Origin of the sequence: Pseudomonas sp. PvP025 (assembly GCF_017832155.1) — a bacterium.
In the GTDB taxonomy this organism is placed as follows: Bacteria; Pseudomonadota; Gammaproteobacteria; order Pseudomonadales; family Pseudomonadaceae; genus Aquipseudomonas.
In genome coordinates this window covers 2921215-2947473 of sequence record NZ_JAFIBJ010000001.1, presented here as the reverse complement: position 1 = coordinate 2947473, position 26259 = coordinate 2921215, and the positions used below count along the sequence as shown (strand labels likewise).

Genomic DNA, 26259 nt, shown 5'->3' with positions numbered 1-26259 from the left:
GTTATAAGCTGCAAGCGGGGCTGTGTTGATGCAGCTTCCGCGCAGCCCCCGATTACTTGCAGCTTGCAGCTTGAAGCTTGCAACTGCTCTTCAGAGTTTCTCCTATGGCCCTCGACATTCACGCCCACCGCATCCTGATCCTCGACTTCGGTTCCCAGTACACCCAACTGATCGCCCGCCGCGTGCGTGAAATCGGCGTGTACTGCGAATTGCACCCGTTCGACATGGATGACGACGCGATCCGCGCCTTCGCGCCCAAAGGCGTCATCCTCGCCGGTGGCCCCGAGTCCGTGCACGAAGCCGACAGCCCGCGCTGCCCGCAAGCGGTATTCGACCTGGGCGTGCCGGTTTTCGGGATCTGCTACGGCATGCAGACCATGGCCGAGCAGTTGGGCGGCAAGGTGGCAGGGTCCGAGCTGCGTGAATTCGGTTATGCCCGCGTCGACGTGGTCGGCAAGAGCCGCCTGCTGGACGGCATCGAAGACCACATCGACGCCGACGGCCTGTTCGGCCTCGATGTATGGATGAGCCACGGTGACAAGGTCACCAAACTGCCGGAAGACTTCCACATCCTGGCCAGCACCCCGAGTTGCCCGATTGCCGGCATGTTCAACGACGAACGCGGCTACTACGGCGTGCAGTTCCACCCGGAAGTGACCCACACCAAGCAGGGCGGGCGCATCCTGTCGCGCTTCATCCTCGACATCTGCCAGTGCGAAGCCCTGTGGACCCCTTCCAAGATCGCTGAAGACGCCATCGCCAGCGTGCGCGCCCAGGTCGGCACCGACAACGTGCTGCTCGGCCTGTCCGGTGGCGTCGACTCCTCCGTGGTTGCCGCACTGCTGCACAAGGCCATCGGCGACCAACTGACCTGCGTGTTCGTCGACAACGGCCTGCTGCGCCTGCACGAAGGCGAGCAAGTGATGGCCATGTTCGCCGAGAACATGGGCGTCAAAGTGATTCGCGCCAACGCCGAGGACCAGTTCCTCGACAACCTGGCTGGCGAGTCCGACCCGGAGAAGAAGCGCAAGATCATCGGCCGCACCTTCATCGACGTCTTCGATGCCCAGGCCAAGCACCTGGACAACATAAAGTACCTCGCGCAGGGCACCATCTATCCTGACGTGATCGAGTCGGCTGGCGCCAAGAGCGGCAAGGCCCACGTGATCAAGTCCCACCACAACGTGGGTGGCCTGCCCGAGGAAATGAACCTCAAGCTGGTCGAGCCGCTGCGCGAACTGTTCAAGGACGAAGTCCGCCGCCTCGGCCTGGAACTCGGCCTGCCGTACGACATGGTCTACCGCCACCCATTCCCGGGCCCGGGCCTGGGCGTGCGTATCCTGGGTGAAGTGAAAAAGGAATACGCCGACCTGCTGCGTCGCGCCGACCACATCTTCATCGAAGAACTGCGCAAGGCTGACTGGTATCACAAGGTGAGCCAGGCATTCGTGGTGTTCCAACCGGTGAAATCGGTGGGCGTGGTAGGCGATGGCCGTCGTTATGCGTGGGTTGTGGCACTGCGTGCAGTGGAGACGATCGACTTCATGACCGCGCGTTGGGCACACCTGCCGTATGAGCTGCTGGAGACGGTCAGTGGGCGGATCATCAATGAGATTGAGGGTATCTCGCGCGTGACGTATGACGTGTCGAGCAAGCCGCCGGCGACGATTGAGTGGGAGTGAGCCCACAGTGAGGCATGAAAAAACCGGCTTTTGCCGGTTTTTTCATGCCCGAGCGAATGGCTTATTCTCGCTATTGAAAGAGCCGCATTGTGTTAGTGGCAGCTCTCGTCGGTAGCTGGATATTTTCAAACACGGAAGACCAGAATGAAACTCCTCACAGATGATGAGATTGACGTTGCATACGCTCACGTCGAAGCCTTGGACGAAGGGCGCGTGGGACCAGATAGAGCAAATTATCTTGCGTTAACGGACGCTGATTTTGAGCTCCTCCTGTACAGCATCTATAGAGGGCGTGCGTCTGATTTGCCGTGGTACAGCAATGCTCGTTTGATGGTCACAGGAGCTGACCAGGGGCGGGATGTTTGGCTCACGAAGGATGAGCTGCCGGTTGGGCTTATTCAGTGCAAAAAGGTTAAAGCTGGTTTCACTCGGCCGGACACGCTCCGTGAGGTAATCAAGTTCCTTCTGAATGTCGTTCTTGAGCCGGCGCTTATGCCGGACCCGGCCGGTTTCCGATTTATTCTTGCTCTTGCTTCGGATCCTGCCAGCACTACAACCGATTTTTTCGATGCGCCACAGACTTGGCTAACCGCCAATGAAACAGAGCTTTTAGGTCTGGCTACCGATGTAATTAAAAAGTATGAAGCATTCTCGATGCTGAAGATCGAGGCTGTCATGCCAGGCATCAGGACGGCCCTGAAGAACCTGAAATATGAGCTTCTTAGACCAGTTGACCTCGACGCGTTACTTGAGTGCATCCCTGCTGTCCGTCAGCGGTTTTTCAAAGTTCAACTTGTCGTGGCTGTGGAGGATGCCGAGGCCATGATTGAAGCTAGGTTCGCTGCAGTTGGCTTGGTCTCAAAGAGCACACAAACATTCACCAGAGCTGATGTTGAGGAAGACATCACGCGCGGGTCGCGCGGTCTGGCCGACTGGCCTCAACTGATTTGGGGGCAGCATATAGAGCGACCAGAGTTCGACGATCTGATCCAGCGGATCAATCGGCATCCTTCAGGCTCCACGCTGGTCGTGGGAGGAGCAGGGACTGGGAAGTCAGCACTTCTCGCTGAGCTGTATTGTGCCCTCAAAGCCCGCGGCCAGATTGTGCTAGCGATAAAGGCCGACATGCTTAGCCCTAATATTGTGAATTTCGTCGACCTCGCTCGCGATCTTGGTATGTCAGGTGATATCGAACAGGAGCTTCTCTCGCTGGCGGTTGAAGCCCCGGTTGTGCTGATCATTGATCAGCTTGACGCTGTCAGTGAAGTGATGGACCAGAGTTCACAGCGCATGCAGGTCTTACTTCGTCTTGCGTCTCGGCTACAGGAGGCAGACGGTCAAGAGGGTAATAAACTTCCCATTCACGTCATCGTTTCTTCGCGACCATTTGAGGCGAAGTTCGACGCTCGATTTAGGTTGCTTGATGCGGATGAATTACTACTTACTCTTCCTCCGTTCGAGCGGATATCCACACTGCTTGGTGAGCTCGGTATCGACTCCAGTGTCGTGCCGGATAGTCTCAAAGAGGCGCTGCGTACACCTTTTGCTCTCGGTATATACGTTGATCTTGCCAAATCTGGCTTGAGTCCTGCGGATTTTACGGCAGCAAACTTACTTGATCGATGGCTCGACAAAAAACTACCTGTAGGGCCCGCGCGTGCTTCGTGTCTGGCGTTCTTGCGCCAGCTCGCGGCTGACATGACGCAGTATGAGAGCCTCTGGCGGCCGGCCGCTTACTATGACCCGGACTACAGCGAGATGCTGCGTTGGGCCGAGTCGATTGGCATCGTCATCCGTGAAGACGCCAGCATTGGATTCAGTCATCAGTCATGGCTCGATGATTTCCAGGCTAAGACACTCCGAACCGCACAGGAGTTGGCTGATTACGCATGGAGTCGCCAGGAAGGGTTATTTGCGCGGGGAACAGTTTTGCGCGGCCTTGAGCATATGCGACGGGTTGATATGGCTTCCTATGAGGTGTCTATTCGCTTGTTGCTACCAAACCCCAAGACACGCAGACATCTGCGCCATCTTGTGGCCGATTATTTGGCGAGTGCTGATGATCCGAGCGTAAGTGATATTGCTTGGGTCGATTGGATGGCGCGTAACGATCATGCACTTGCGAATCGGGCATTCAGGCAGGTAGCGATAAGATGGCCATGCTGGAGGTCAGGGATACTGCCGCTCCTTCCTTTTCTTCTACAGGACGAAAAGCATCGCTGGAATGCGACCATGCTGCTCGTTCGAGAAGTTGCTGAGGACTCGAGCCAAGTTATGGATCTGGTCGACCGCTATTGGTCGGATACTTCACATGACGGAGACGTGTTTAGTCTCTTTGAGCGTTCTGGTATTGCGACCGACCGTGCAATCGCCCATGTCCGTACGATCTTTAATCGAACGACGTTGGCAGATTGGGCGATATCCCATTACGCCAAGACTTTGCATGAGAACGGTAATACCCGCGTTGCTTTGGATCTCATCTCATTTTGGGCTGAGCAGCAGCCTGCGGATCGGCACAATGGCATCAAGGTGTATGGTGTTGAAAAGATTGCGGCAGCCGCACCGCTCTATTGTGCCGAACGACTCCTGCCTTGGTTTGTCGGGGTGGTATCGCGAGAGGTTGGTGATGGGCGGCCCGGGCATCGGTATCCGCAATCGATATCTGGTCCATACGATTGGAAATATGATTCTGGCGAGGGGCATTTGACGCAGCTTCTGCGGAGTGTGCTCGAAGAGTCAGCAGTTTCTGACCCGCCAGGTGTGCGCACCTTGCTTGCTACTTTTGTTGCTGTAGAAATTGACGAGGTCCAGTCGCTAGTGGCCGATACCCTGGCGGCGAACTCGGTTGTATTTGCTGAGTATGCGTTCGCGTTTCTCCTGGCCGATCAGCGGCGTCTTCATCTAGGTAGCGACACGTTCGACGATGAAAGAAGTGTCGGCCACGTGATCTGCGGTTGGTCGTCAAGCACACTGATTGCCCAGATCACTCCCTACCTCTCTCTCGCTGATATTGAGCGGATTCGCGATTACATCGAGGCTTGGGAGCCTTGGGGGGAAGAATTACAGGAAGAGCAAGATCCTGCCCATAGAAGGCAATTGCTCCGTTGGTCTGATGAGCGGAGGTTGCGTTTACTTGCCGAACTACCTGTGCACGTGCTGACGCCCCGTCGTCGTAGGCAAGTTGAGGAGTGGCAGGTCGAACAGCCCACGCTAAAAGCAAAGCGTGGCGGTCGGAGGATGGCGCAGTTCGTTGGATCACCCATGAGCCACGATCAGATGGCGAAAGCCAGTGACGATGCGATTATCAAAATGTTCGTTGCAGTAAACGACCATACTGGCCGTCATGAGCACCCGAAACACTGGCTGAAGGGCGGTGTTACTGAGTTGTCTCGGGCTTTTGCCGCGTTTGCGAAGTCGTTCCCAGATCGTGTTCTTCGTATCATTCCGCGTTTACAACCAGGTCTGCACGAGCGGGTTACGGGCGCCGCGATTAGGGAGTTGTCGGCGGTTGAGGCAGTTGACGCTCAGACACAAAAAACTTTGATTTGGGATGCCCAATCCCGTGGTTTTTCGTCGACTAGCTTTCGCCACGATGTTGCCAGCGCCATGGAGGTACTCGCTAAACGCCTGAAAGGTCTTGAGGGTCGTGACATCGAGTTGCTCAAGGGCTGGCTGCAGCGCGACCCCAATGTGCTGGCTGCAGAAACAGTACGTCATGCCGAGTTAAACAAATCCAATCGTGAGCGGAATGAGAAACCAGATCAACGCCCTGAGGCCATGCTATTCGGCCGGGGCGGCGGGCTGCATTTTCTCCCTCAGCGCAATTTCACCCTGCTGTCAGCGATCGCAGCGGGATATCTCCATCGTGACGGCGTGGATTGTGATGGTTGGCTCGCGGAATTGGAGCTACACGTTACTCATCCTGAAGATCCCGAGGTTTGGAGTGCGATCCTAATGTTCAGGTCGCATGAACTTTGGTGGGCGGACGCGGCAAGAGTGGGCGAACTGATTGAGGCGATTTGGCGGAGGTTTCCAGCGGCGTTTGAAGATGCAGCTGTAGTCCAGTCGTTGTGGCGCCTGCGCGTTCGCATGCATACGAGCGTACAGCAGGAAATTGTCAACTTCTGGCTCAGTCATAGAGATCATAAGCTTAGGCAGATTGGTGGTGAGTTCTCTGCTGCTAGCGTGATTGTCGATAGCGCTGCTTCTTGTGGGATGGGCGAGATAGTCGAAGCGGTGATGGCCGGGAATGATATTTCTGCCAGGTCTGGCGTGTTATTTGCGGCTGCAGCGGGGTGGGGTGAACTTGATCTCGATATTCGAAGCCGCTCGCATGCCTACCTCATTTATGTCGCCAGCATTGTCAGTGGGTTCGAGGCTCATGCTCTATCTACAGCTGTAGATCGTGGCGAGCGATTACCTCCCGATGAGATGACGCGAGCCCTGCTGGCTTCTGTTGCAGTAAATATTGATCTGCTCAGAGAATCGATGGGGCTGCTGTTTGTACGCTCGCTTCAGCACCTGTTGCTTTATCCAGGCTTTGAAATGCTGGTGCTTGAAATCGCAGAGGCTGCAACTGAGCTTGCACGTACATCGCCAGATAGGACCATTGGAGGGTTGTACGACGGCGAATTTATAGGGCTTGTGATTGCACTTCAGCGTTCACCAATAGAGATCAAAACTCGTGCGATGACGGTCTACGAGCGCCTGCTTGACGCTGAGGTTCACGGCGCAGAGGACGCTGCAGCATTTGCGCTGCGCTGTTAAGGCCCAAGCCGTATCCGCTCAACCCGTCCGCTTCCTGGCCTCCCACAGCTTGGATGAGACGATATCCCAATCGGTCGCCCGATTCGATTATGGGCTGATGTTCTCCGGATTCCGGTGTTGATGCGGCAGCTTTATACCGGCGTTGCCCTGGGTAGGTGTTTCCTAGCGATATCACCCTCAAGAGAGTTTCCCGTATGGTATTTCTCATGGTCTCGAAATAGAATTTTCTTTAAAAAGTGCGGTTCCAAGGGTTTATATGTGCCTATTGATAATAGAGTGGGAGTAGGGCTTATTGTCATCTATTTGATTTTTTGTGAAAAATAAAACTAGATAGTGATGCTTACTAGGTCATCAATCTCGTTTTTCATGGTGCGCATGGTTGGTATCAGCAGAGAAGTGCCTCGATACCATGTTCGGCATTAGTAATGCCGGCATGGTATCGAGAGTGTTAATTTTGCAGATGTGGTCAGGAGCTGAATTGCCGGTATGGAACACTTTCTCAACCCTGCCTTGTAAATTTTGATAAAAATTTTTGTGCGCGGACTTCGTATTCTTTATCAAACAAACTTACAACATTCGTTAAAAATACATGCAGATCTCCATCAAAATAATCTTCAACGAAAGATGTTTCTTGCCCGAACGGGGGGTCTACATATTCCAAACCTTCCGAGGTCATGTGATTTTTGATATATCTTTTGATTTGTCTCTTTAGGAAGAAGACATTAAGCAGGTTGCGTTCATCAATGTAGCTCTTAACTATTTGGTCCAGGCTCAAAGGCGTAAACTGCGCCTTCTCATCATCTGGTAGGAACTCCCCGACACCCTCACCCACATCATAAATGAAGTCAATTATTAACCCGTATGCCATAACTCTAGTCTCATATTGATGGAAAGGCAGTTACTATGAAGTATGGCATATGGTTGTACTCAACAAATTTAATCACTACTGTTACTTTTGACATGTTTATTGTGGTGTTGGGCGCTTCTCTTTTTATACCCCAGCCAATGGGTTTTTCCAAAGTTGTCGAAAGCTCAAGTCGCTTTTCTTTAAGGATAAGCCTGGCTTTAGATTGCATTAATATTTTAAGTCTGTTTCTTTGTAGAACTTGGCTTACCGCCCACTCTGCCGTTTCTAGATCATAAAATGTAGATGAGATGTGAACTTTTTTTGATGCAAATCGTGTTTTCAAATTTTCTATATTTTTATCGACGTGCTTTAAGATTGTATGCCCACCGCCCAGTTTTTTAGGCGCTTGAAGTGGTTTTTCACTAGTAATAACGGATATGCGTCCTGCTCTTACTGATGAAGCTCGAAAAGCGTTATAAAGCGAAGCAGTGGTAAGAGGAACCGCAAACTCGGTGGCCAAGCCAATTACTTGACCAGTTGTTCTTGAAGCCCCCAATACCTCTGCAACAGTTGCCCCGGCTTTGAATGCATATGAATCGGTTTGCCTGCCCGTAACGATTTGCGTGGTAGCTGCAGAAAGCTGGTCAGATGCATGAACGCCCATGGCCACGCACCCGACTTTTGAAATCATCGTTGGCTCAGGTAATGCACATAATACGCCAGAACCAGCAAGTTCAATGATTCCGCCGACCAGCCGAAGGCTTCCAAATATACGATTTGACCTTATCTCCGCAGGCGTAAGCGACTCTTGCGTTAAGATAGCAGCTAGTTGTGCGAAGCTGAGGGCAACGCGAAAATCTCCATCCTCAAAGTCAGACATGACGCGTTTCCTTACGCAAAAGGCTTTTTAGCGGTCCGGTCCCAACCGCCCGAGACGATACCGGCACTGCCGCCATCTGAACGTCTTTGCTGCGTGTATTCGAATTTAATGCGCCCGTAATTCAGGGTTACGACTTCGACAGGGAAGCCGGAGTTTTCTGCGCCTTGTCCGCTGACCAATGCGATCAGCACCTCTTCAAGCACGATGTCCAAATACTTGAATTTTTCTGTTCCTGCCCGATGGACTCGAATTGTCACGGTTTTGATATGCGAGCCTGTGCAGCAAAGCTCAAATATCTTAGGAGTGGCACGGTCAATGTACTTGCTGATCTGAAAATCCCCGAGGGAAACACCTCCAGCGGTAGCACCGCCACTGGAGCTGGCTGTCTGACTGATGGACTGCATGGCGTCGTAGTGATAGGAAAGCAGCTCAATCCAACCTTTGTGCCCATCGTCCAGCGACTCACCCTCAACCCCATCAACCTTCATAAATGCATCAAATGACATGCTTAGCTCCCTGCTTTTCAAAAAATCAGGTCAGAACACTAACTGAATTTCAGCTCGAACTGCCAGCCCGGCATGTGCTTGGGCTGTCGGACGTTGAAGGGTGATCATGAGCCTTGCCAATCGACCGGCGTTTCTGATTTGGAGACGTGCGAGCATCATTCATACACTGGATGGTATATTTCATGGTGTGTGAATTTTATTTATTTATAACTGGTTGATTTAAATGGGATTTAATCTTCCATTGATAATAGAGTGGAAATGATCCTGCGCTAGCAGGTGAGTGTTGATGACAAAACCCCGGTCTGGTGCCGCAATGCTGTTCACTTAAGCCACAGACCGAAGGTTTTTGATCTTTGGTACTGAGGTGAAGCTCAAGAAAACGGCGCTTTCCCATTTCGGGGTAAGCGCCGTTTTTTCTTAAGTGAACAGCATTGCGGCCTGGTACCGGGGTTTTGTATTTTCGGGATGTCAGCCTTCAATCGAGAAGCGTATCAACATAAAGCGCTATTCGAAGTTTTTTGCATCGTATATAGTGCATTAACTCGCTATTTTTTATTTTTGCATTGTATGGGATGCATTTTGATATGGCCGATTTAGGTACGCTGATCAAAAGTCTGCGCAAGGCCGCCGGTCTTTCACAGGCCCAACTCGCGCAGCGGCACGGCATGAGTCGCGCCACTATCTCGGGAATCGAGAACGACACCATCCCGGAAGTCGGGATTCGTAAGGTCGCGGCGATCCTGGAGGGATTGGGCTATGAGTTGACTGCCGTACCAAGGCATCATCGCAAGACTCTCGATGAACTGAAATCAGGGGGCATCCATGACTAGTCAACGTGACCGGTTGTATATCGGCGCTGGTGGCATGTCTGCTGGAACGCTCGGGCGCGGTGAAGAAGACCGGCGTGATTCAGTGTTCTCGTATAACGAAGAGGTTGCTCAAGAGAATGCTGTTTCCTTGACCATGCCCGTGCGCTTGGAGAGCTACAACTGGAAGTATGGAGTCCACCCGTTGTTCGAGATGCATATCCCCGAAGGGCATCTCAAGAACGAACTTGTGCGACGTTTCAACAAGTCGGTACGCGGCTTTGACGACTTTACCCTGCTGGGTATCGTGGGTCCGCACCAGCTTGGTCGTATCAGCGTTGCCCACGGTGCGGGTGACGAGTCTCTGCCTGGGGTCAAGCTCTCAGAGTTGCTGGTCTATGACGGGGCGAAAGACCTGTTTGATGATCTTCTGAAAACCTATGCGGCCTATTCCGGGGTGTCGGGTGTTCAACCCAAGGTGCTGGTACGTGATTTTGACGATACAACCTCTGGCATTGAGCGTCTCACGCACAAGGGCGCCACGCATCTGGTGAAGGCGTTCAATGAATCTGACTTTTCACAATTGGCTGCCAATGAGTTTTTCTGCATGCGGGCCGCGTTTCATTGCGGCCTGGAGGTGCCTGAGTTTCAGCTCAGCCAGCAGGGGAAGTTCCTGGTGGTGAAACGGTTCGACATTGGTGCAAGCGCCTACCTCGGATTTGAGGACATGTGCGTTCTATCGGGATGGGGAACCGCCAGGAAATACGACGGCAGCTATCAGGGGTGTGCGAAGCTGATCAGGTCATTTGTCACGCCCAGTCGTGTCACCAGGGCACTGGAAGATTTCTTTCTGATGGTGGCGCTTTCTGCCGGGATCCAGAACGGCGATGCGCCCCTGAAAAACTTCGGTCTGTTGTATGAGAATTGCGCCGAGGACGCGGACGTTTGGCTCGCCCCTGCTTACGATCTGGTGACCACCACGGTGTACAGCAACAACGACATCATGGGGTTGCTGCTCGGCGGTTCCAAGGCCTGGCCAAAGCGCAAGATGCTGGTCCAGTTCGGGCGAAGTTCGTGCGGGCTGACAGAGTCTCGGTGCAACCAACTGTTGGCCAGGGTGCATGACGGCATGACCCGCGCGATGTCGGAGCTTTCCGAATACCGACGCACTCACCCAGAGTTCGAGGTGGTAGGGGAGAGGATGAGCGCTGCCTGGGCAGCAGGACTGGCGAAGAGTATCGCAGTGCAGTGATCCTCCCGGGTTACGCTCACCGCCGCGCCACATCCGAAAAATAAAACTTATCCAACGTATGCCGCGACTCGGTGTACTCAAACTGCCGCCCATCCTGCAAAAACGTCTGGTTACTCACCACAATCACATGACTCTGCCCATCAAGGTCCAGGTGCGCCTGGTCGTCCTTGCTGCGGGGCAGGGCTTCGATGGTGCGCTGCGCGTAGCTGATCTGCAGCTGTAACTTTTCTTCGATAAACGCATAGATCGACTGTTCGGCAATCGAGCGATCCAGCCCCGGGATCAGGTCGGCGATGAAGTGGTTGATATCGAGGATCACCCGTTTGCCGCCGATGCGCCGTACCCGTTTGATGCGGGTGATCAACGTGCCGGGTTCGGCTTCGAAGTGTTGCAGCAGTGAGCCTTCAAGCGGCAACTGGGTGAACTCGACGACGTCGGTGTGCACGTCATCGCCCAGATCGGCGTGGGTTTCATGGAAGCTGACGATGCCGCCCAGTTGAAACTCGATGGGGTTGGGCGAGAGCACGAACGTGCCCTTGCCGTGGATTTTTTGCGCGAATCCGCGCTCCTGCAATTGCTCGATGGCGCGGCGCACGGTACCTCGGCTGGCCTGGTAGCTGTCCATCAATTCGGTTTCGGAGGGAAGGCGCGTGCCGCGCTGCAGGCGTTCGGTGGTGATGCTGGCAAGCAGATCCGTATAGATCTGGTTGTATTTGCTCATGGGGATGGCTCTGTGCCGGCTTTATGAAGATGAACGGCGCGTTCAAGGCAGGAACCTTAGTGGCAGAGGTGGGGTTTGTCCATTGGGCGCGGGCGGATGATCAGAAATGCCTGACTACAAATTCGGAAAATCAAACATTATGTAACTCGTACAGACGAGTTATTGCTATAACTCGTCTGTACGAGTAGGTTTGTTCTCGGCGTGCTGCCAATGGCTGCCCCCCAATAAAAAAATCAAAGTGGATACCACAAGCATGAGCCACGACTATTCCAGCATCGCCCGCGAGATCCTCGACAACCTCGGCGGGCGCGACAATCTTGAGCAAGCCGCCCACTGTGTGACGCGCCTGCGCCTGGCGCTCAAGGACCCCGCCCTGGTCAAGGTCAGCGCCTTGAACCAGGTCGATCTGGTCAAGGGGTCGTTCTTCACCGGCGGCCTGTTCCAGGTGGTGATCGGCCCCGGCGAAGTGGAAAAGGTCTACGCCGCCCTGCGCGAACTGACCGGCCTGGCGGCGTCGACCATCGCCGACGTGAAGAAGGCCGGCGGCGACAAGACCAACCCCATGCAGCGTCTGGTGCGGGTGTTCTCCGATGTGTTCATGCCGATCCTGCCTGCGCTGATCATCGCCGGTCTGCTGATGGGCATTAACAACCTGATGGGCGCCAAGGGCATGTTCATCGAGGGCCAGACCCTGCTCGAGGCCTACCCGAACCTGGACGGGCTGTGGAGCCTGATCAACCTGATGGCCAACACCTCGTTCGTGTTCTTGCCGGCGCTGGTCGGCTGGTCGGCGGCCAAGCGGTTCGGCGGCAGTGAAATTCTCGGCATCGTGCTCGGCCTGATGCTGGTGCATCCCGATCTGCTCAACGCCTGGAACTACGGCAAGGCCGTCGCCGGGCTCGACGGCCAGAGCCTGCCGTACTTCGATATTTTCGGCTGGTTCCGGATCGAAAAGGTCGGTTACCAGGGGCAGATTCTGCCGATCCTGATGGCGGCCTTTGTGATGAGCGTGATCGAAAAATGGCTGCGCGCGCGGGTGCCGAATGCCATTCAACTGCTGGTGGTGCCGATCACCACCATCGTGGTGACCGGCGTGCTGGCCCTGGCGATCATCGGCCCGGTGACGCGTCACCTCGGCATCCTGATCACCGAAGGCCTGGTCACCCTGTTCGAGATCGCGCCCATGCTCGGCGGCGCGATTTTCGGCCTGCTCTATGCGCCGCTGGTGATCACCGGCATGCACCACATGTTTCTCGCCGTCGACCTGCAGCTTATCTCCACCCAGGGCGGCACCTTTATCTGGCCGATGATCGTCATGTCCAACCTGGCCCAGGGCAGCGCCGCGCTGGCCGTGTTCTACATGACCCGCAACGCGCGAGACAAAAGCATGGCCTCGACCTCGGCGATTTCCGCCTACTTCGGCATCACGGAGCCGGCGATGTTCGGTGTGAACCTGCGCTTCAAGTTTCCGTTCTATGCAGCGCTGCTGGGCTCGGCCCTGGGCAGCATTTTCCTCGCGCTGAACAAGGTCCAGGCGTCGGCCATCGGCGTGGGCGGGTTGCCCGGGTTTATCTCGATCGTGCCGAGTGCCATCCCGGTGTTTGTGGTGGGCATGGTGATCGCGATGGTCGTGCCGTTTGTTTTGACCTGCGTGTTGAGCATGAAGATCGTTCGGCCCGGGTACAGGGTTGCCTGACCTGCCGCTATCGGGAGCAAGCCCCCTCCCACAGTTGGAATGCAGTTCAAGTGTGGGAGGGGGCTTGCTCCCAATGAGTCCCTCATCTACGGCACAAAATTCTACTGAAGGAACCCACCATGCAAAACTGGCAACACTCGGTGATCTATCAGATCTACCCCAAAAGCTTCCACAGCCACGCGGGTAACGCCACCGGGGACCTGCTCGGCATCGTGGACAAGCTCGATTACCTCCAGTGGCTGGGCGTCGACTGCCTGTGGATCACCCCATTCCTGCGCTCGCCGCAACGCGACAATGGCTACGACATCAGCGATTACTACGCCATCGACCCCAGCTACGGAACCATGGCCGACTGCGAGCTGCTGATCGGCGAAGCGGCCAAACGCGGCATCAAGTTGATGCTCGATATCGTGGTCAACCACACCTCCATCGAGCACGAATGGTTCCAGCAGGCGCGCAGCAGCCTCGACAATCCGTACCGCGACTTCTACATCTGGCGCGACCAGCCGAACAATTGGGAATCCAAGTTCGGCGGCTCGGCCTGGGAGTACGAGGCGCAGACCGGGCAGTACTACCTGCACCTGTTCGACCACACCCAGGCCGACCTCAATTGGGACAACCCCAAAGTGCGCGCCGAGGTGTTCAAGCTGATGCGCTTCTGGCGCGACAAGGGCGTGGGCGGTTTCCGCCTGGACGTGATCAACCTGATCTCCAAGCCCGCCGACTTCCCCGAAGACAGCAGCGACGGCCGGCGCTTCTACACCGACGGCCCGAACGTGCACCAGTACCTGCAGGAAATGCACCGCGAAGTCTTCGAAGGCCACGACCTGATCAACGTCGGCGAGATGTCATCCACCAGCCTCGAGCACTGCATCCGCTACTCGCGGCCGGAGTCGAAAGAACTGTCGATGACCTTCAATTTTCATCACCTGAAAGTCGACTACCCCAACCTGCAGAAGTGGGTGCAGGCCGACTTCGATTTTTTGCAGCTCAAGCGCATTTTCTCCGACTGGCAACTGGGCATGCAGGCCGGCGGCGGCTGGAACGCGCTGTTCTGGTGTAACCATGATCAGCCGCGGGTGGTCTCGCGCTTTGGTGACGACGGCGAACATCGCGTGGTCTCGGCGAGGATGCTCGCCACCGCGCTGCACTTTTTGCAGGGCACGCCGTTTGTGTACCAGGGCGAAGAGCTGGGCATGACCAATCCGGGGTTCGACCGGATCGAGCAGTATCGCGATGTGGAGACCCTGAATATCTTCCGCCTCAAGCGTGACGCCGGTGAGTCCGAGGCGTCGAGCATGGCGGCGATCATGCAAAAGTCCCGCGATAACGGGCGCACGCCAATGCAATGGAGCAGCGCGGCGAACGCCGGCTTCAGCAGCGGCGAACCGTGGATCGGCATCCCGGCCAATGCGGCGCAGATCAACGTCGACTGCCAGCGGGATGACCCGCACTCGGTGCTGCATCATTACCGCGCACTCATCGCCTTGCGCCGCCGCGAACCGCTGATCCAGGAAGGCGTTTACTGCGAGTTGCTGCAAGGCCATCGGCAAGTCTGGGCCTACCTGCGCGAAGGCCACGGCGAACGCCTGCTGGTGGTCAACAATTTTTACGGCCAGCCCTGCGACATCCAGTTGCCTGAGTACGTGATCAATGCGGCGTGCGAGCAACGCCTGCTGATCAGCAACTACCCCGATTGCCCGGCGCTTACGGGCTCTGTGGCGTTGCGTCCTTATGAATCCTTTGTGCTGCACCTCAAGGAATCAGCCTCGTTGTAACCCCTGCATGGGCATGCGGGGGCGCTTCAAAACCATAATAAAAAATGAGTGGAGTGCGTCATGAAAACAACCATAAAGCTGGGCCTCGTTGCTTCCTGTCTGGGCCTGCCGTTCGGCGCCGAGGCGCTGGAATTTTCCGGTTATTTGCGCAGTGGCGTGGGGACGTCTACGGGCAGTGGCAAGCAGCAATGCTTCCAACTGCCGGGTGCGCAGACCAAATACCGCTTGGGCAACGAATGCGAGCAATACGGCGAACTGGAACTGCGCCAGGACCTGCTGACCTTCGACGATGGCTCGGTGCTCAGCGTCGATGCGATGGCGTCGCTGTACAACAAATATGACCGCGCCCTCACGTTTCAGGGCGAAGACAACGGCTCGGCGCGCATGCCGCAGTTGTATGCGCAGTGGTCCAACCTGCCCGCCCTTAACGGCGGATCACTGTGGGCCGGGCGGCGTTACTACAAACGTAACGACATCCATATTTCCGACTTCTACTACTGGAACCAGAGCGCCACCGGCGGCGGTATCGAGGACGTGCTGATCGGCGGCCTCAAGTACAGCTACGCGCTGTCGCGCAAGGACAACCTGTACCAGAAGGAATACGCCACCCGCCACGACTTCAACGTCGCCGGCTTCAACACCAATCCCGGCGGCGAGCTGGAGTTGGGCTTGAGTTACATCGCCAGGGCCGGTGGGCGCGACACCAACAGCGGCTGGGCCTTGACGGCGCAGCATGTGCAAACGGGCTTTCTGGGCGGCAAGAACAAATTAGCCCTGCAATACGGCGAAGGCCCCGGCACGGGCCTGGGCTACACCGGCAACACCTTTCTCGACAAGAGCAGCAAAAGTTACCGCGCCGTCGAGTTCTTCGACTGGCAGGTGACTCCGCGTTTCGGTGGGCAGGTCGAGGCGGTGTACCAGAAGGACATTCGCCCCGGCAGCCAGGACCAGACCTGGATGTCCATCGGCGTGCGCCCCGCGTATGCGCTCACTGAACAATTCAAACTGGTCACCGAACTCGGCCATGATCAGGTCGACGCCGCCGGCGGGACGCGCAAGCTGAGCAAATTCACCTTCGCCCCGACCTGGTCGCCCAAGGGCCCGGAATTCTGGGCGCGGCCGGAGGTGCGTTTGTACTACACGTATGCGACCTGGAACGCGGCGGCCAAGCGTGCGGCGAATGAACTGGCGGCCGGTTCGGCGTTGTCCGACACCGGTGCCTACGGCAGCGCGCAGCATGGTTCGAACGTGGGGGTGCAGGTTGAATACTGGTGGAAATGAACGCGGACCCACTCAAAAAACAACAGGTGAAGGCATGACCCTATCCAAACCCCTGGAACTGCTGGCGCCCCTGTCCGGGGTGCTGCTGGCGCTGGAGCAGGTACCCGACCCGGTATTTTCCAGCCGCATGATTGGCGATGGGCTGTGCATCGACCCTACTTCGCAAACCCTCTGCGCGCCGTTCGCCGGGGTCATCAGCAATATCCAGGACACCGGGCACGCCGTCAGCGTCACCGACGACAACGGTGTGCAGGTACTGATGCATATTGGCCTGGACACGGTGCACCTGGCCGGGAAGGGTTTCACCCGGTTGGTCGTGGAGGGCCAGCGGGTGGAGGCCGGGCAAGCACTGATCGAGTTCGATGCCGATTACGTGGCGCTCAATGCCCGCAGTTTGCTCACGCTGGTGCTGGTGGCGAGCGGCGAGCCGTTTGTGCTGCTGGCGCCGGACGCCGACACGGTCGCGGTGGGACAGCCACTGATGCAGGTGTCGCCCGCCGACGCAGATGAGGTAATCGGCAGGGACGAGGGCAATGCCGTGTTCTCCGAGCCGCTGGCCCTGCCCAATGCCAACGGTCTGCACGCGCGCCCGGCGGCGGTGCTGGCGCAGACGGCCAAAGGCTTCAAGGCCACCGTTCACTTGCACAAGCAAACCCAAAGCGCCAACGCCAAGTCCCTGGTCGCGATCATGGCGCTGCAAACCGTGCAGGGCGATACCTTGCAGGTCAGCGCGACAGGGGAGGATGCCGACGCGGCGATCAAGGCGTTGGTCACCTTGTTGGCGCAGGGTTGCGGCGAGACCGTCAAGACTGCGCCGCAGCCAGCGCAAGCGGCCACGCCCGATGCGTCGGCGACCTTGCTGCGCGGCGTGTGCGCGTCACCGGGTTCGGCGTTTGGCCAAGTGTTTCAAGTGGCTGAACCGGCGCTGCACATCACCGAAAACGGCGCCGGCACCTCGGCCGAACACGCAACGCTCACCCGTGCGCTGCTGGCCGCCGCCGAAGCCTTGCAGGCGCTCCAGGACAAGGCGGCCGGCAGTGCCCAGGCGCAGATTTTCCGCGCCCATCAGGAACTGCTCGACGACCCCACCCTGCTGGAGCAGGCCCATGGTCTGCTCACCAAGGGCAAAAGCGCCGCGTACGCCTGGAACTACGCCACCACCTCAACCGCCAGACTGTTCCTCGGCATGGGCAATGCGCTGCTCGCCGAGCGGGCGACGGACCTGGCCGATGTCGGCCGGCGTGTGCTGAAGCTGATTCTGGGCGTTCAGGACAGCGCCTGGGAATTGCCCGAGCGCGCCATCCTGATCGCCGAGCAGCTCACCCCGTCGCAAACCGCCAGCCTGGATACCGGCAAAGTGCTGGGTTTTGTCACCGTCGGCGGCGGTGCCACCAGCCATGTCGCGATCCTGGCCCGCGCCCTTGGCCTGCCGTCACTGTGTGGCGTGCCGATGCAGGTGCTGGCCCTGGCCAACGGCATGCAGGTGTTGCTCGACGCCGACAAGGGCGAGTTGCACCTGGCGCCTGACCTGGCCGAAATCGAAGCACTGCAAACCGAGCGCGAACAGCAACTGCAGCGGCGTGAGCGGGACATGGCGCAGGCGTCAGCGCCTGCCACAACACGTGATGGGCACCGCATCGACATCACCGCCAACGTCGCCTCGTTGCAGGAGGTACAGCAGTCCCTGACGCTGGGCGGCGAGGGCGTCGGCCTGCTGCGCTCGGAGTTTCTCTACCTGGACCGCAACCGCGCGCCCGGCCCCGAGGAACAGGCGGACACCTACAGCGCCATCGCCCGTGCCCTGGGTTCCGAGCGCAGCCTGGTGGTGCGCACCCTTGACGTTGGCGGCGACAAACCGCTGGCCTATGTGCCAATGGAAGCCGAGGCCAATCCGTTTCTGGGTTTACGCGGCATTCGCCTGTGCCTGGAGCGTCCCGAGCTGTTGCGCGAACAGTTCCGAGCGATCCTCGCCAGTGCCGGGCTGGCGCGGCTGCATATCATGTTGCCGATGGTCAGCCTGCTGTCGGAGCTGCACCTGGCGCGCAAGATGCTGGAGGAGGAGGCGCAGGCGCTGGGCCTGAGTGAGTTGCCCAAGCTGGGCATCATGATCGAAGTGCCGTCCGCCGCGCTGATGGCGGATGTGTTTGCGCCGCATGTGGATTTTTTCTCCATCGGCACCAACGACCTGACCCAGTACACCCTGGCCATGGACCGCGACCACCCCCGGCTGGCCCGCCAGGCCGACAGCTTTCACCCGGCAGTGCTGCGCCTGATCGCCAGCACCGTCAAGGCCGCCCATGCCCACGGCAAGTGGGTAGGCGTGTGCGGCGCATTGGCGTCCGAAGTGTTGGCGGTGCCGCTGTTGATCGGCCTGGGGGTGGACGAGCTGTCGGTCAGCGTGCCGCTTATTCCCACCATCAAGGCCACGGTGCGTGAGCGGGCGCTGACCGACTGCCAGCTTATCGCCCGCCAAGTGCTGGGCCTGGAAGAGGCCGCCCATGTGCGCGAGGCCCTGCGCCAATTTCACGCGGACAGCGTCGACACCTCACCTGTGCGGGAGAACTGAGCATGTTGGATAAACTGAAGCAGGCGTTCTGGAAGGCGCTGACCCCGGACCTGATCGCCGAGACGGACGCCGCGCCGGTACCGGGGCTGTTGTCGGCCGAGGTGCTGAGTGCATTGGGCGGGGCCGATAACCTCAAGTCGCAGCAACGGGTGGCGCTGACGCGGGTGAGGGTGCAACTGCAGGAGGCGGGGCGGTTGGATGAGGCGGCGTTAAAGGCAGCAGGGGTGCCAGCGGTGGTGTTGTCAGACGGTGTCGTACACCTGATCACCGGCCTTTAAGCCCGAATGCAGATCCAGCCAGCAATGGAGATCCAAGTGTGGGAGGGAGCAAGCCCCCTCCCACATTGGTTTTGTACTGTGCTCAGAGTTTGGGGTTGTCTTCCGGCGGCTTGCTCTTGTCCACGCCCGGCACATGCAGGTCGCCTTCCACCACCTGGTTGCCCTCAAGCTGCGGCTGGGTCACCCAGGTGAGGATGTCGTAGTAACGCCGGATGTTCGCCACGAAGTGCACCGGTTCACCGCCGCGGGCATAACCGTAGCGGGTCTTGCTGTACCACTGCTTTTGCGCCAGGCGCGGCAGCATTTTTTTCACGTCCAGCCACTTGTTCGGGTTCAGGCCTTCCTTCTTCGCCAGGATCCGCGCGTCATCCAGGTGGCCGGTGCCCACGTTATAGGCGGCGAGGGCGAACCAGGTACGGTCCGGCTCGGCGATCTTGTCGTCCAGCTCATCCTTGATCCGGGCCAGGTACTTGGCGCCGCCCATGATGCTCTGTTTGGCGTCCAGGCGGTTGGACACGCCCATCGCCTGGGCCGTGTTCTGCGTCAGCATCATCAGGCCGCGCACGCCGGTTTTGGAGGTGACGGCCGGCTGCCACAGCGATTCCTGATAGCCGATGGCCGCCAATAGCCGCCAGTCGACCTTTTCTTCCTTGGCATAGGCCCGGAAGTGTTTCTCGTATTTGGGCAGGCGTTGCTGCAAGTGCTGGGCGAAGGTGTAGGCGCCGACATAGCCGAGTACATCCACATGCCCGTAATAACGGTCTTTGAGACGCTGCAGGGTGCCGTTCTTTTCCACCTTGTCGAGGTAGCTGTTGATCTCGTTAAGCAGGCTGTTGTCGGTGCCTGCGGCCACGGCCCAGCTCTGGTTGCTGGCATCGCCAAGGTCGAAGGCCACGCGCACATTGGGGAAGTACACCTGGTTCATCGCCACTTCGTTGGAGTCCACCAGGGTCAGGTCGATTTGCCCCTCGTCCACCATGCGCAACAGGTCGACCACCTCGACGGCGTCGGATTCTTCATATTCGATGGCAGGGTTCTGTTTTTTCAGCGCCGCCAGTTGTTCGGCGTGGGTGCTGCCCTTGAGCACCATGATCTTCTTGCCCACCAGGTCCGCCGCGTTGGTCGGGCGTGACTGACCATTGCGATAGATGACCTGCGGGGTCACTTCCAGGTACGGATGGGAGAAGCGCACCTGCTGCTGGCGCGGCTCGCTGCGCACCAGGCCTGCGGCGGCGAGCACCGGGCCGTTGGGCTTGCCCAGTTGGCCGAACAGGTCATCGAGGTTGTCGGCGGTCTCGATCTCGAGCTTCACGCCCAGGTCATCGGCAAAGCGCTTGACCAGTTCGTACTCGAAACCGGTTTCACCGTTGCGGTCCTGGAAATAAGTAGCGGGGCTGTTCCGGGTGATCACCCGCAATACGCCATCCTCCTTGATTCGTTCGAGCGTGCTGGGTTTGTCAACACAGGCGCTGAGCATCAGGAAGAGTCCGGTTGCGAGCAGCCATTTGGCGCATCGCGGGCGCAAAGCAGTTGGGGAGAACATCTGCGCAGTATACGCAAACGGCCCGTGGCGCCATATCTCGACAGCGGCGCACTTGTCTGCTAGCGCCGCAAAAACTGTGCTGCAGCCCGCAGAAACGCGGGTTGGCGCACGATTGTGACGGTTAAAATAACTGCGCCCAACGCCAGGGATTTTGCCCCGATAGGGTGCAATCGCGGCCAACTGACGTTCGGCGGCGGCCAGCGGTGCCGTTTCGGGTGCCGTTGGCGAAGGTTTACGCTAGAATGCACGGCCTCAAAGCACACCCCCTTCCCGAGGCTGTCCCGAAGATGTTGATCCTGCGCGGCGCTCCTGCCCTTTCTGCCTTTCGCCACAGCAAACTCCTTGAGCAACTGAGCCAGAAGGTTCCAGCGGTTACAGGCCTGTATGCTGAATTTGCTCATTTCGCCGACGTTAACGGCGTCTTGACCGCCGACGAACAGCAAGTGCTGGCACGCCTTCTGAAGTACGGTCCCAGCGTTCCCGTTCAAGAGCCCGCCGGGCGCTTGTTCCTGGTTCTGCCACGGTTCGGCACCATCTCGCCCTGGTCGAGCAAGGCCAGCGACATCGCCCGCAACTGTGGCCTGGACAAGATCCAGCGCCTGGAACGCGGCATCGCCTTCTACGTCGCCGGGCAGTTCAGCGACGCCGAAGCCGAGCTGATTGCCAGCAGCCTGCACGACCGCATGACCCAGATCATCGTCAGCCAGCTGGAACAGGCCGCCGGCCTGTTCAGCCACGCCGAGCCCAAGCCGCTCACCGCGATTGACGTGCTCGGCGGTGGCCGCGCCGCCCTCGAGAAAGCCAACACCGAACTGGGCCTGGCGCTCGCCGAAGATGAGATCGACTACCTGGTCGACGCCTTCAACGGCCTGCAGCGCAACCCCCACGACATCGAACTGATGATGTTCGCCCAGGCCAACTCCGAGCATTGCCGTCACAAGATCTTCAACGCCAGTTGGGACATTGACGGCCAGAGCCAGGAAAAAAGCCTGTTCGGCATGATCAAGAACACCTACGTGATGCACAGCGAAGGTGTGCTGTCGGCGTACAAGGACAACGCCTCGGTGATCGTCGGCTCGGTCGCCGGTCGCTTCTTCCCGGACCCTGAGACCCGCCAGTACGGCGCGGTGCAGGAACCGGTGCACATCCTGATGAAGGTCGAGACCCACAACCACCCGACCGCGATTGCCCCGTTCCCGGGCGCCGCCACCGGTTCGGGCGGCGAAATCCGCGACGAAGGCGCCACCGGCCGTGGCGCCAAGCCCAAGGCGGGCCTCACCGGTTTTACCGTGTCCAACCTGCAGATCCCGGGCTTCGAACAGCCCTGGGAAGTGCCCTACGGCAAGCCTGAGCGCATCGTCACCGCGCTGGACATCATGATCGAAGGCCCGCTGGGCGGCGCCGCGTTCAACAACGAATTCGGGCGCCCGGCGCTCACCGGTTATTTCCGCACCTTCGAACAGTCCATCACCACCCCGCGTGGCGATGAAGTGCGCGGCTACCACAAGCCGATCATGCTGGCCGGCGGCATGGGCAACATCCGTGAAGAACACGTCAAGAAAGGCGAGATTCTGGTCGGCTCCAAGCTGATCGTGCTCGGCGGCCCGGCGATGCTGATCGGCCTGGGCGGCGGTGCAGCTTCCTCCATGGCCACCGGCACCAGCTCGGCGGACCTGGACTTCGCTTCCGTACAGCGCGAAAACCCGGAGATGGAACGTCGCTGCCAGGAAGTCATCGACCGTTGCTGGCAGTTGGGCGACAAGAACCCGATCAGCTTTATCCACGACGTGGGCGCCGGTGGCTTGTCCAACGCCTTCCCGGAACTGGTCAACGATGGCGAGCGGGGCGGCCGTTTCGAACTGCGCAACATTCCAAATGACGAGCCGGGCATGGCCCCGCACGAAATCTGGAGCAACGAATCCCAGGAGCGCTACGTACTCGCCGTCGGCCCTGAAGATTTCGCGCGCTTCCAGGCTATCTGCGAACGCGAGCGTTGCCCGTTTGCCGTGGTCGGCGAGGCCACGGCCGAGCCGCAACTGACCGTGACCGACAGCCACTTCGGCAACAGCCCGGTGGACATGCCGCTCGAAGTGCTGCTGGGCAAGGCCCCGCGCATGCACCGTTCGGCGGTTCGTGAAGCCGAGCTGGGCGATGATTTCGACCCGCGCGCGCTGGAGCTGGCCGACAGCATCGAGCGCGTGCTGCACCACCCGGCCGTGGCCAGCAAAAGCTTTCTGATCACCATTGGCGACCGTACCATCACCGGCCTCGTGGCCCGTGACCAGATGGTCGGCCCGTGGCAGGTGCCGGTGGCCGACGTTGCCGTCACCGCCACCAGCTTCGACGTGTACACCGGTGAAGCCATGGCCATGGGCGAGCGCACGCCGCTGGCCCTGCTGGACGCTCCGGCGTCGGGCCGCATGGCGATTGGTGAAACCCTCACCAACATCGCAGCTTCGCGCATCGGTAAATTGTCCGATATCAAACTGTCGGCCAACTGGATGTCGGCCGCCGGCCATCCCGGTGAAGACGCGCGCCTCTACGACACCGTCAAGGCCGTGGGCATGGAGCTGTGCCCGGAGCTGGGCATCACCATTCCGGTGGGCAAGGACTCCATGTCCATGGCCACCCGCTGGAACGAGGACGGCACCGACAAGAGCGTCACCTCGCCGCTGTCGCTGATCGTCACCGGTTTTGCCCCGGTCACCGATATCCGCCAGACCCTTACCCCGCAACTGCGCATGGACAAGGGCACCACCGACCTGATCCTGATCGACCTGGGCCGTGGGCAGAACCGCATGGGTGCCTCGATCCTTGCGCAGACCCACGGCAAGCTCGGCAAGCAGGCGCCGGACGTCGACGACGCTGAGGACCTCAAGGCCTTCTTCGCCGTGATCCAGGGCCTCAACGCCGACGGCCACCTGCTGGCTTATCACGACCGTTCCGATGGTGGCCTGCTCACCAGCGTTGTGGAAATGGCCTTTGCCGGTCACTGCGGTCTGAACATCGTGCTCGACAGCGTTGCCGAGGATGCCTCTGAAATCAACGGCATCCTGTTCAACGAAGAGCTGGGCGCCGTGATCCAGGTACGCCAGGACGCAACCCCGGACGTACTCGCCCAATTCAGCGCCGCCGGCCTGGATGACTGCGTGGCCGTCATCGGCCAGCCGATCAACAACGGTGAGATCAACATCTCGTTCAACGGCGACACCGTGTTCTCCGGCCAGCGCCGCCTGCTGCAACGCCAATGGTCCGAGACCAGCTACCAGATCCAGCGCCTGCGTGATAACGCCGATTGCGCCGAGCAGGAATTCGACGCGATCCTGGAAGAAGACAACCCGGGCCTGAGCACCATGCTCAGCTTCGACGTCAACCAGGACGTGGCCGCGCCCTACATCAAGAAAGGCATCCGGCCACAGGTTGCCGTGCTGCGTGAGCAGGGTGTCAACGGCCAGGTGGAAATGGCGGCCGCGTTCGACCGTGCCGGCTTCAATGCGATTGACGTGCACATGAGCGACATCCTCGCCGGTCGCGTTGACCTCAATGAGTTCAAAGGCCTGGTCGCCTGTGGCGGTTTCTCCTACGGCGACGTGCTGGGGGCCGGCGAAGGCTGGGCCAAGTCGGCGCTGTTCAACAGCCGCGCCCGCGATGCGTTCCAGGGCTTCTTCGAGCGCAACGACAGCTTCACGCTGGGCGTATGCAACGGTTGCCAGATGATGTCCAACCTCAGCGAACTGATCCCCGGCAGCGAGTTCTGGCCACACTTTGTGCGCAACCGCTCCGAGCAGTTCGAAGCGCGCGTTGCCATGGTGCAGGTGCAGGAGTCCAACTCGATCTTCCTGCAGGGCATGGCCGGTTCGCGCATGCCGATCGCCATCGCCCACGGTGAAGGCCACGCGGAGTTCGCCAGCGAAGAAGCGCTGCTCGAAGCCGACCTGTCCGGCACCGTGGCCCTGCGTTTCGTCGACAACCACGGCAAGGTCACCGAAGGCTACCCGGCCAACCCGAACGGCTCGCCGCGCGGGATCACCGGCCTCACCAGCCGCGACGGCCGCGTGACCATCATGATGCCGCACCCGGAGCGCGTGTTCCGCGCCGTGCAGAACTCGTGGCGCCCGGAAGAGTGGGACGAAGACGGCGGCTGGATGCGCATGTTCCGCAACGCCCGCGTGTGGGTGAACTGAGGCGGTGTACAAGCTCGCCTTCTTTGTACCCGCAAGCCATGTGGAGACGGTGAAAACCGCCGTCTTCGCCGCCGGCGGCGGGCGCATCGGCAACTACGACAGCTGCGCCTGGCAAGTGCCGGGCCAGGGCCAGTTTCGCGCATTGGACGGCAGCCAGCCGTATCTTGGGCAGGTGGGTCAGGTTGAAGTGGTTGAAGAATGGAAGGTTGAGCTGGTGGTGGCGGATGCGTTGATTATGGCTGTTGTGGCTGCTTTGAAGCTGAGCCACCCGTATGAAACACCGGCTTATGAGGTATGGCAGTTGGCGGATTTTTGATTCGACGGCTGTAAAAACAGGAAACCCGCTGGGCCGGTTTGGTCAGCGGGTTTTTTATCGTCGGTTGAAACTTGCTCGCGAAGGCGGCGTCCCGGACAGCCTGGATTTGAATAGGGGTTGACGATAATAAATTTATAAAGCACTGTTTGCATGTACAGTATTTGTACCCATGACCAGGACGGTCATGTTTCTTTAGAGAGGGAACTCACATGTCTTATCCAGAAAGCAAACTCAACGGCATCACAGGCTTTGCCAAGGCTGCCAAGGTTACCGGCGGCTGGGCAGGCCCCGTGGTCAGCATTACCAACCTGGATCAACTCAAGGCCAATATCGGCGACGCGATCCCTCGCGTGCTGGTGATCAACAGCAACCTTTCGGCTTCCAGCCTGACCAAAGTGAACCTGGGCTCCAACAAGACCCTGGTGGGCTCGTTCCAGAACCGCACCCTCACCAACATCCACCTGCGGGCAACCTCAGCGTCGCAAAACATCATTTTCCAGAACATCGTTTTCCAGCACTCGGCTGGCATCAAAGACAACGACGACATCCAGCTGTACCTCAACCACGGCAGCAAGTACTGGATCGACCATTGCTCTTTCGTCGGTCACACCTGGTCCGTCAACGACGGCAGCCTCGACAAGTTGCTCTACATGGGTGACAAGGCCGACTACGCGACCATCAGCAACTGCTTCTTTGGTAACCACAAGTACGGCTTGATCCTCGGCCACCCGAGCGATGACAACAACACGGCGTTCAACGGTTTTCCACGGCTGACGATCTGCCATAACCGCTTCGACAATCTGGAAGTGCGCGCACCGGGGCTGATGCGCTATGGCTACTTCCATGTCTATAACAACTACATCAACAAGTTCCACCTGGGCTTTACCCTGGCGCAAAACGCCAACATTCTTTCCGAGTACAACCACTTTGGTGAGGGCAGCGCCAGCAACGGCATGTTGGACGACAAAGGCAACGGCACCTTCACCGATATCGGCAGCGTGCCTGCGATCACTAACCAGAAGTCGCCGAAGGCGCAGTGGACGGCCAATTCCAACTATGACTACGCGTTGAAGACCGCCGTGCAAGCCAAGGACTTTACGGTGAAAAACGCGGGGGCTCAGTCGGCCAACCTGGTCTTTGGTGGCTAAGGCCAATG

17 protein-coding genes are annotated in these 26259 nt (G+C 58.6%); 12 read left to right on the top strand and 5 right to left on the bottom strand.

All coding sequences use genetic code 11. From position 1 onward, the window contains the following. The first annotated feature begins 104 nt into the window (after positions 1–104). Positions 105–1682 carry a glutamine-hydrolyzing GMP synthase gene (guaA, locus tag JOE32_RS12480; RefSeq protein WP_003238499.1) on the top strand — a complete coding sequence of 526 codons (1578 nt, stop codon included), beginning with the start codon at positions 105–107 and terminating at the stop codon, positions 1680–1682. Between the two features lie 144 nt (positions 1683–1826). Continuing rightward, positions 1827–6449, top strand: a complete 4623-nt coding sequence (locus JOE32_RS12475) for an ATP-binding protein (RefSeq protein WP_209984522.1) — start codon at positions 1827–1829, stop codon at positions 6447–6449. Positions 6450–6948: 499 nt separating this feature from the next. Here JOE32_RS12475 and JOE32_RS12470 read toward each other — a convergent pair whose 3' ends face one another. The 3 genes from JOE32_RS12470 to JOE32_RS12460 are packed head-to-tail and all read right to left on the bottom strand — an operon-like array spanning position 6949 to position 8682. Next, entirely contained in the window at positions 6949–7317 is a 369-nt protein-coding gene (locus JOE32_RS12470; protein WP_209984520.1) for a hypothetical protein, read from the bottom strand. A gap of 10 nt (positions 7318–7327) precedes the next feature. Then, the gene (locus JOE32_RS12465; RefSeq protein WP_209984517.1) at positions 7328–8176 is read right to left on the bottom strand and encodes an RNase A-like domain-containing protein; all 849 of its coding nucleotides are present in this window, start codon (positions 8174–8176) and stop codon (positions 7328–7330) included. 11 nt (positions 8177–8187) lie between these two features. Further along, the gene (locus tag JOE32_RS12460) at positions 8188–8682 is read right to left on the bottom strand and encodes a type VI secretion system tube protein Hcp (RefSeq protein ID WP_003421943.1); all 495 of its coding nucleotides are present in this window, start codon (positions 8680–8682) and stop codon (positions 8188–8190) included. A gap of 584 nt (positions 8683–9266) precedes the next feature. Between JOE32_RS12460 and JOE32_RS12455 the strand changes: the two genes are divergently transcribed. Then, positions 9267–9512: a helix-turn-helix transcriptional regulator gene (locus JOE32_RS12455; protein ID WP_209984513.1), complete on the top strand. Its 246-nt coding sequence runs from the start codon at positions 9267–9269 to the stop codon at positions 9510–9512. Further along, positions 9505–10740 (top strand): type II toxin-antitoxin system HipA family toxin, encoded by a 1236-nt coding sequence (locus JOE32_RS12450; protein WP_209984509.1) that lies wholly within the window; start codon positions 9505–9507, stop codon positions 10738–10740. Before JOE32_RS12455 ends, JOE32_RS12450 begins: the two co-directional genes overlap by 8 nt. Before the next feature lie 16 nt (positions 10741–10756). Here JOE32_RS12450 and treR read toward each other — a convergent pair whose 3' ends face one another. Beyond that, positions 10757–11461, bottom strand: coding sequence for a trehalose operon repressor (treR, locus tag JOE32_RS12445; RefSeq protein WP_209984507.1), 705 nt, complete (start codon positions 11459–11461; stop codon positions 10757–10759). Positions 11462–11714: 253 nt separating this feature from the next. Here treR and treP point away from each other — a divergent pair, with 253 nt between their 5' ends. The 5 genes from treP (at position 11715) to JOE32_RS12420 (ending at position 19060) form a co-directional block, all read left to right on the top strand. Then, a complete protein-coding gene (treP, locus tag JOE32_RS12440; protein ID WP_209984504.1) occupies positions 11715–13157 on the top strand; it encodes a PTS system trehalose-specific EIIBC component in 1443 nt (480 codons plus the stop codon). 119 nt (positions 13158–13276) lie between these two features. Then, positions 13277–14935, top strand: a complete 1659-nt coding sequence (gene treC, locus JOE32_RS12435; RefSeq protein ID WP_209984501.1) for an alpha,alpha-phosphotrehalase — start codon at positions 13277–13279, stop codon at positions 14933–14935. Positions 14936–14995: 60 nt separating this feature from the next. Beyond that, positions 14996–16216: a carbohydrate porin gene (locus JOE32_RS12430; RefSeq protein ID WP_209984497.1), complete on the top strand. Its 1221-nt coding sequence runs from the start codon at positions 14996–14998 to the stop codon at positions 16214–16216. A gap of 34 nt (positions 16217–16250) precedes the next feature. After that, complete coding sequence (gene ptsP / locus JOE32_RS12425) at positions 16251–18782, top strand: phosphoenolpyruvate--protein phosphotransferase (protein WP_209984494.1); 2532 nt, start codon at positions 16251–16253, stop codon at positions 18780–18782. 2 nt (positions 18783–18784) lie between these two features. Then, entirely contained in the window at positions 18785–19060 is a 276-nt protein-coding gene (locus JOE32_RS12420) for a PTS transporter subunit EIIB (protein WP_209984492.1), read from the top strand. An 82-nt stretch (positions 19061–19142) separates the two neighbouring features. On the opposite strand, the gene mltF is transcribed toward JOE32_RS12420, so the two are convergent. Continuing rightward, positions 19143–20603 (bottom strand): membrane-bound lytic murein transglycosylase MltF, encoded by a 1461-nt coding sequence (mltF, locus tag JOE32_RS12415; protein ID WP_209984488.1) that lies wholly within the window; start codon positions 20601–20603, stop codon positions 19143–19145. Positions 20604–20890: 287 nt separating this feature from the next. Here mltF and purL point away from each other — a divergent pair, with 287 nt between their 5' ends. From purL to JOE32_RS12400, 3 genes are all read left to right on the top strand, one after another. Beyond that, complete coding sequence (gene purL / locus JOE32_RS12410; RefSeq protein WP_209990499.1) at positions 20891–24787, top strand: phosphoribosylformylglycinamidine synthase; 3897 nt, start codon at positions 20891–20893, stop codon at positions 24785–24787. A gap of 4 nt (positions 24788–24791) precedes the next feature. Beyond that, the gene (locus JOE32_RS12405) at positions 24792–25103 is read left to right on the top strand and encodes an NGG1p interacting factor NIF3 (RefSeq protein WP_209984485.1); all 312 of its coding nucleotides are present in this window, start codon (positions 24792–24794) and stop codon (positions 25101–25103) included. Positions 25104–25312: 209 nt separating this feature from the next. Next, on the top strand, positions 25313–26251 hold the full coding sequence (locus JOE32_RS12400) for a pectate lyase (protein ID WP_209984484.1): 939 nt from the start codon (positions 25313–25315) through the stop codon (positions 26249–26251). The last annotated feature ends 8 nt before the right edge of the window (positions 26252–26259 follow it).

Coding starts and splice junctions, on each gene's coding strand:
- treC (WP_209984501.1), top strand. CDS start 13,277: ATGCAAAACTGGCAACACTCGGTGATCTATCAGATCTACCCCAAAAGC.
- guaA (WP_003238499.1), top strand. CDS start 105: ATGGCCCTCGACATTCACGCCCACCGCATCCTGATCCTCGACTTCGGT.
- purL (WP_209990499.1), top strand. CDS start 20,891: ATGTTGATCCTGCGCGGCGCTCCTGCCCTTTCTGCCTTTCGCCACAGC.
- JOE32_RS12470 (WP_209984520.1), bottom strand. CDS start 7,317: ATGGCATACGGGTTAATAATTGACTTCATTTATGATGTGGGTGAGGGT.
- JOE32_RS12455 (WP_209984513.1), top strand. CDS start 9,267: ATGGCCGATTTAGGTACGCTGATCAAAAGTCTGCGCAAGGCCGCCGGT.
- JOE32_RS12420 (WP_209984492.1), top strand. CDS start 18,785: ATGTTGGATAAACTGAAGCAGGCGTTCTGGAAGGCGCTGACCCCGGAC.
- JOE32_RS12450 (WP_209984509.1), top strand. CDS start 9,505: ATGACTAGTCAACGTGACCGGTTGTATATCGGCGCTGGTGGCATGTCT.
- JOE32_RS12465 (WP_209984517.1), bottom strand. CDS start 8,176: ATGTCTGACTTTGAGGATGGAGATTTTCGCGTTGCCCTCAGCTTCGCA.
- JOE32_RS12475 (WP_209984522.1), top strand. CDS start 1,827: ATGAAACTCCTCACAGATGATGAGATTGACGTTGCATACGCTCACGTC.
- treP (WP_209984504.1), top strand. CDS start 11,715: ATGAGCCACGACTATTCCAGCATCGCCCGCGAGATCCTCGACAACCTC.
- treR (WP_209984507.1), bottom strand. CDS start 11,461: ATGAGCAAATACAACCAGATCTATACGGATCTGCTTGCCAGCATCACC.
- JOE32_RS12400 (WP_209984484.1), top strand. CDS start 25,313: ATGTCTTATCCAGAAAGCAAACTCAACGGCATCACAGGCTTTGCCAAG.
- JOE32_RS12460 (WP_003421943.1), bottom strand. CDS start 8,682: ATGTCATTTGATGCATTTATGAAGGTTGATGGGGTTGAGGGTGAGTCG.
- mltF (WP_209984488.1), bottom strand. CDS start 20,603: ATGTTCTCCCCAACTGCTTTGCGCCCGCGATGCGCCAAATGGCTGCTC.
- ptsP (WP_209984494.1), top strand. CDS start 16,251: ATGACCCTATCCAAACCCCTGGAACTGCTGGCGCCCCTGTCCGGGGTG.
- JOE32_RS12430 (WP_209984497.1), top strand. CDS start 14,996: ATGAAAACAACCATAAAGCTGGGCCTCGTTGCTTCCTGTCTGGGCCTG.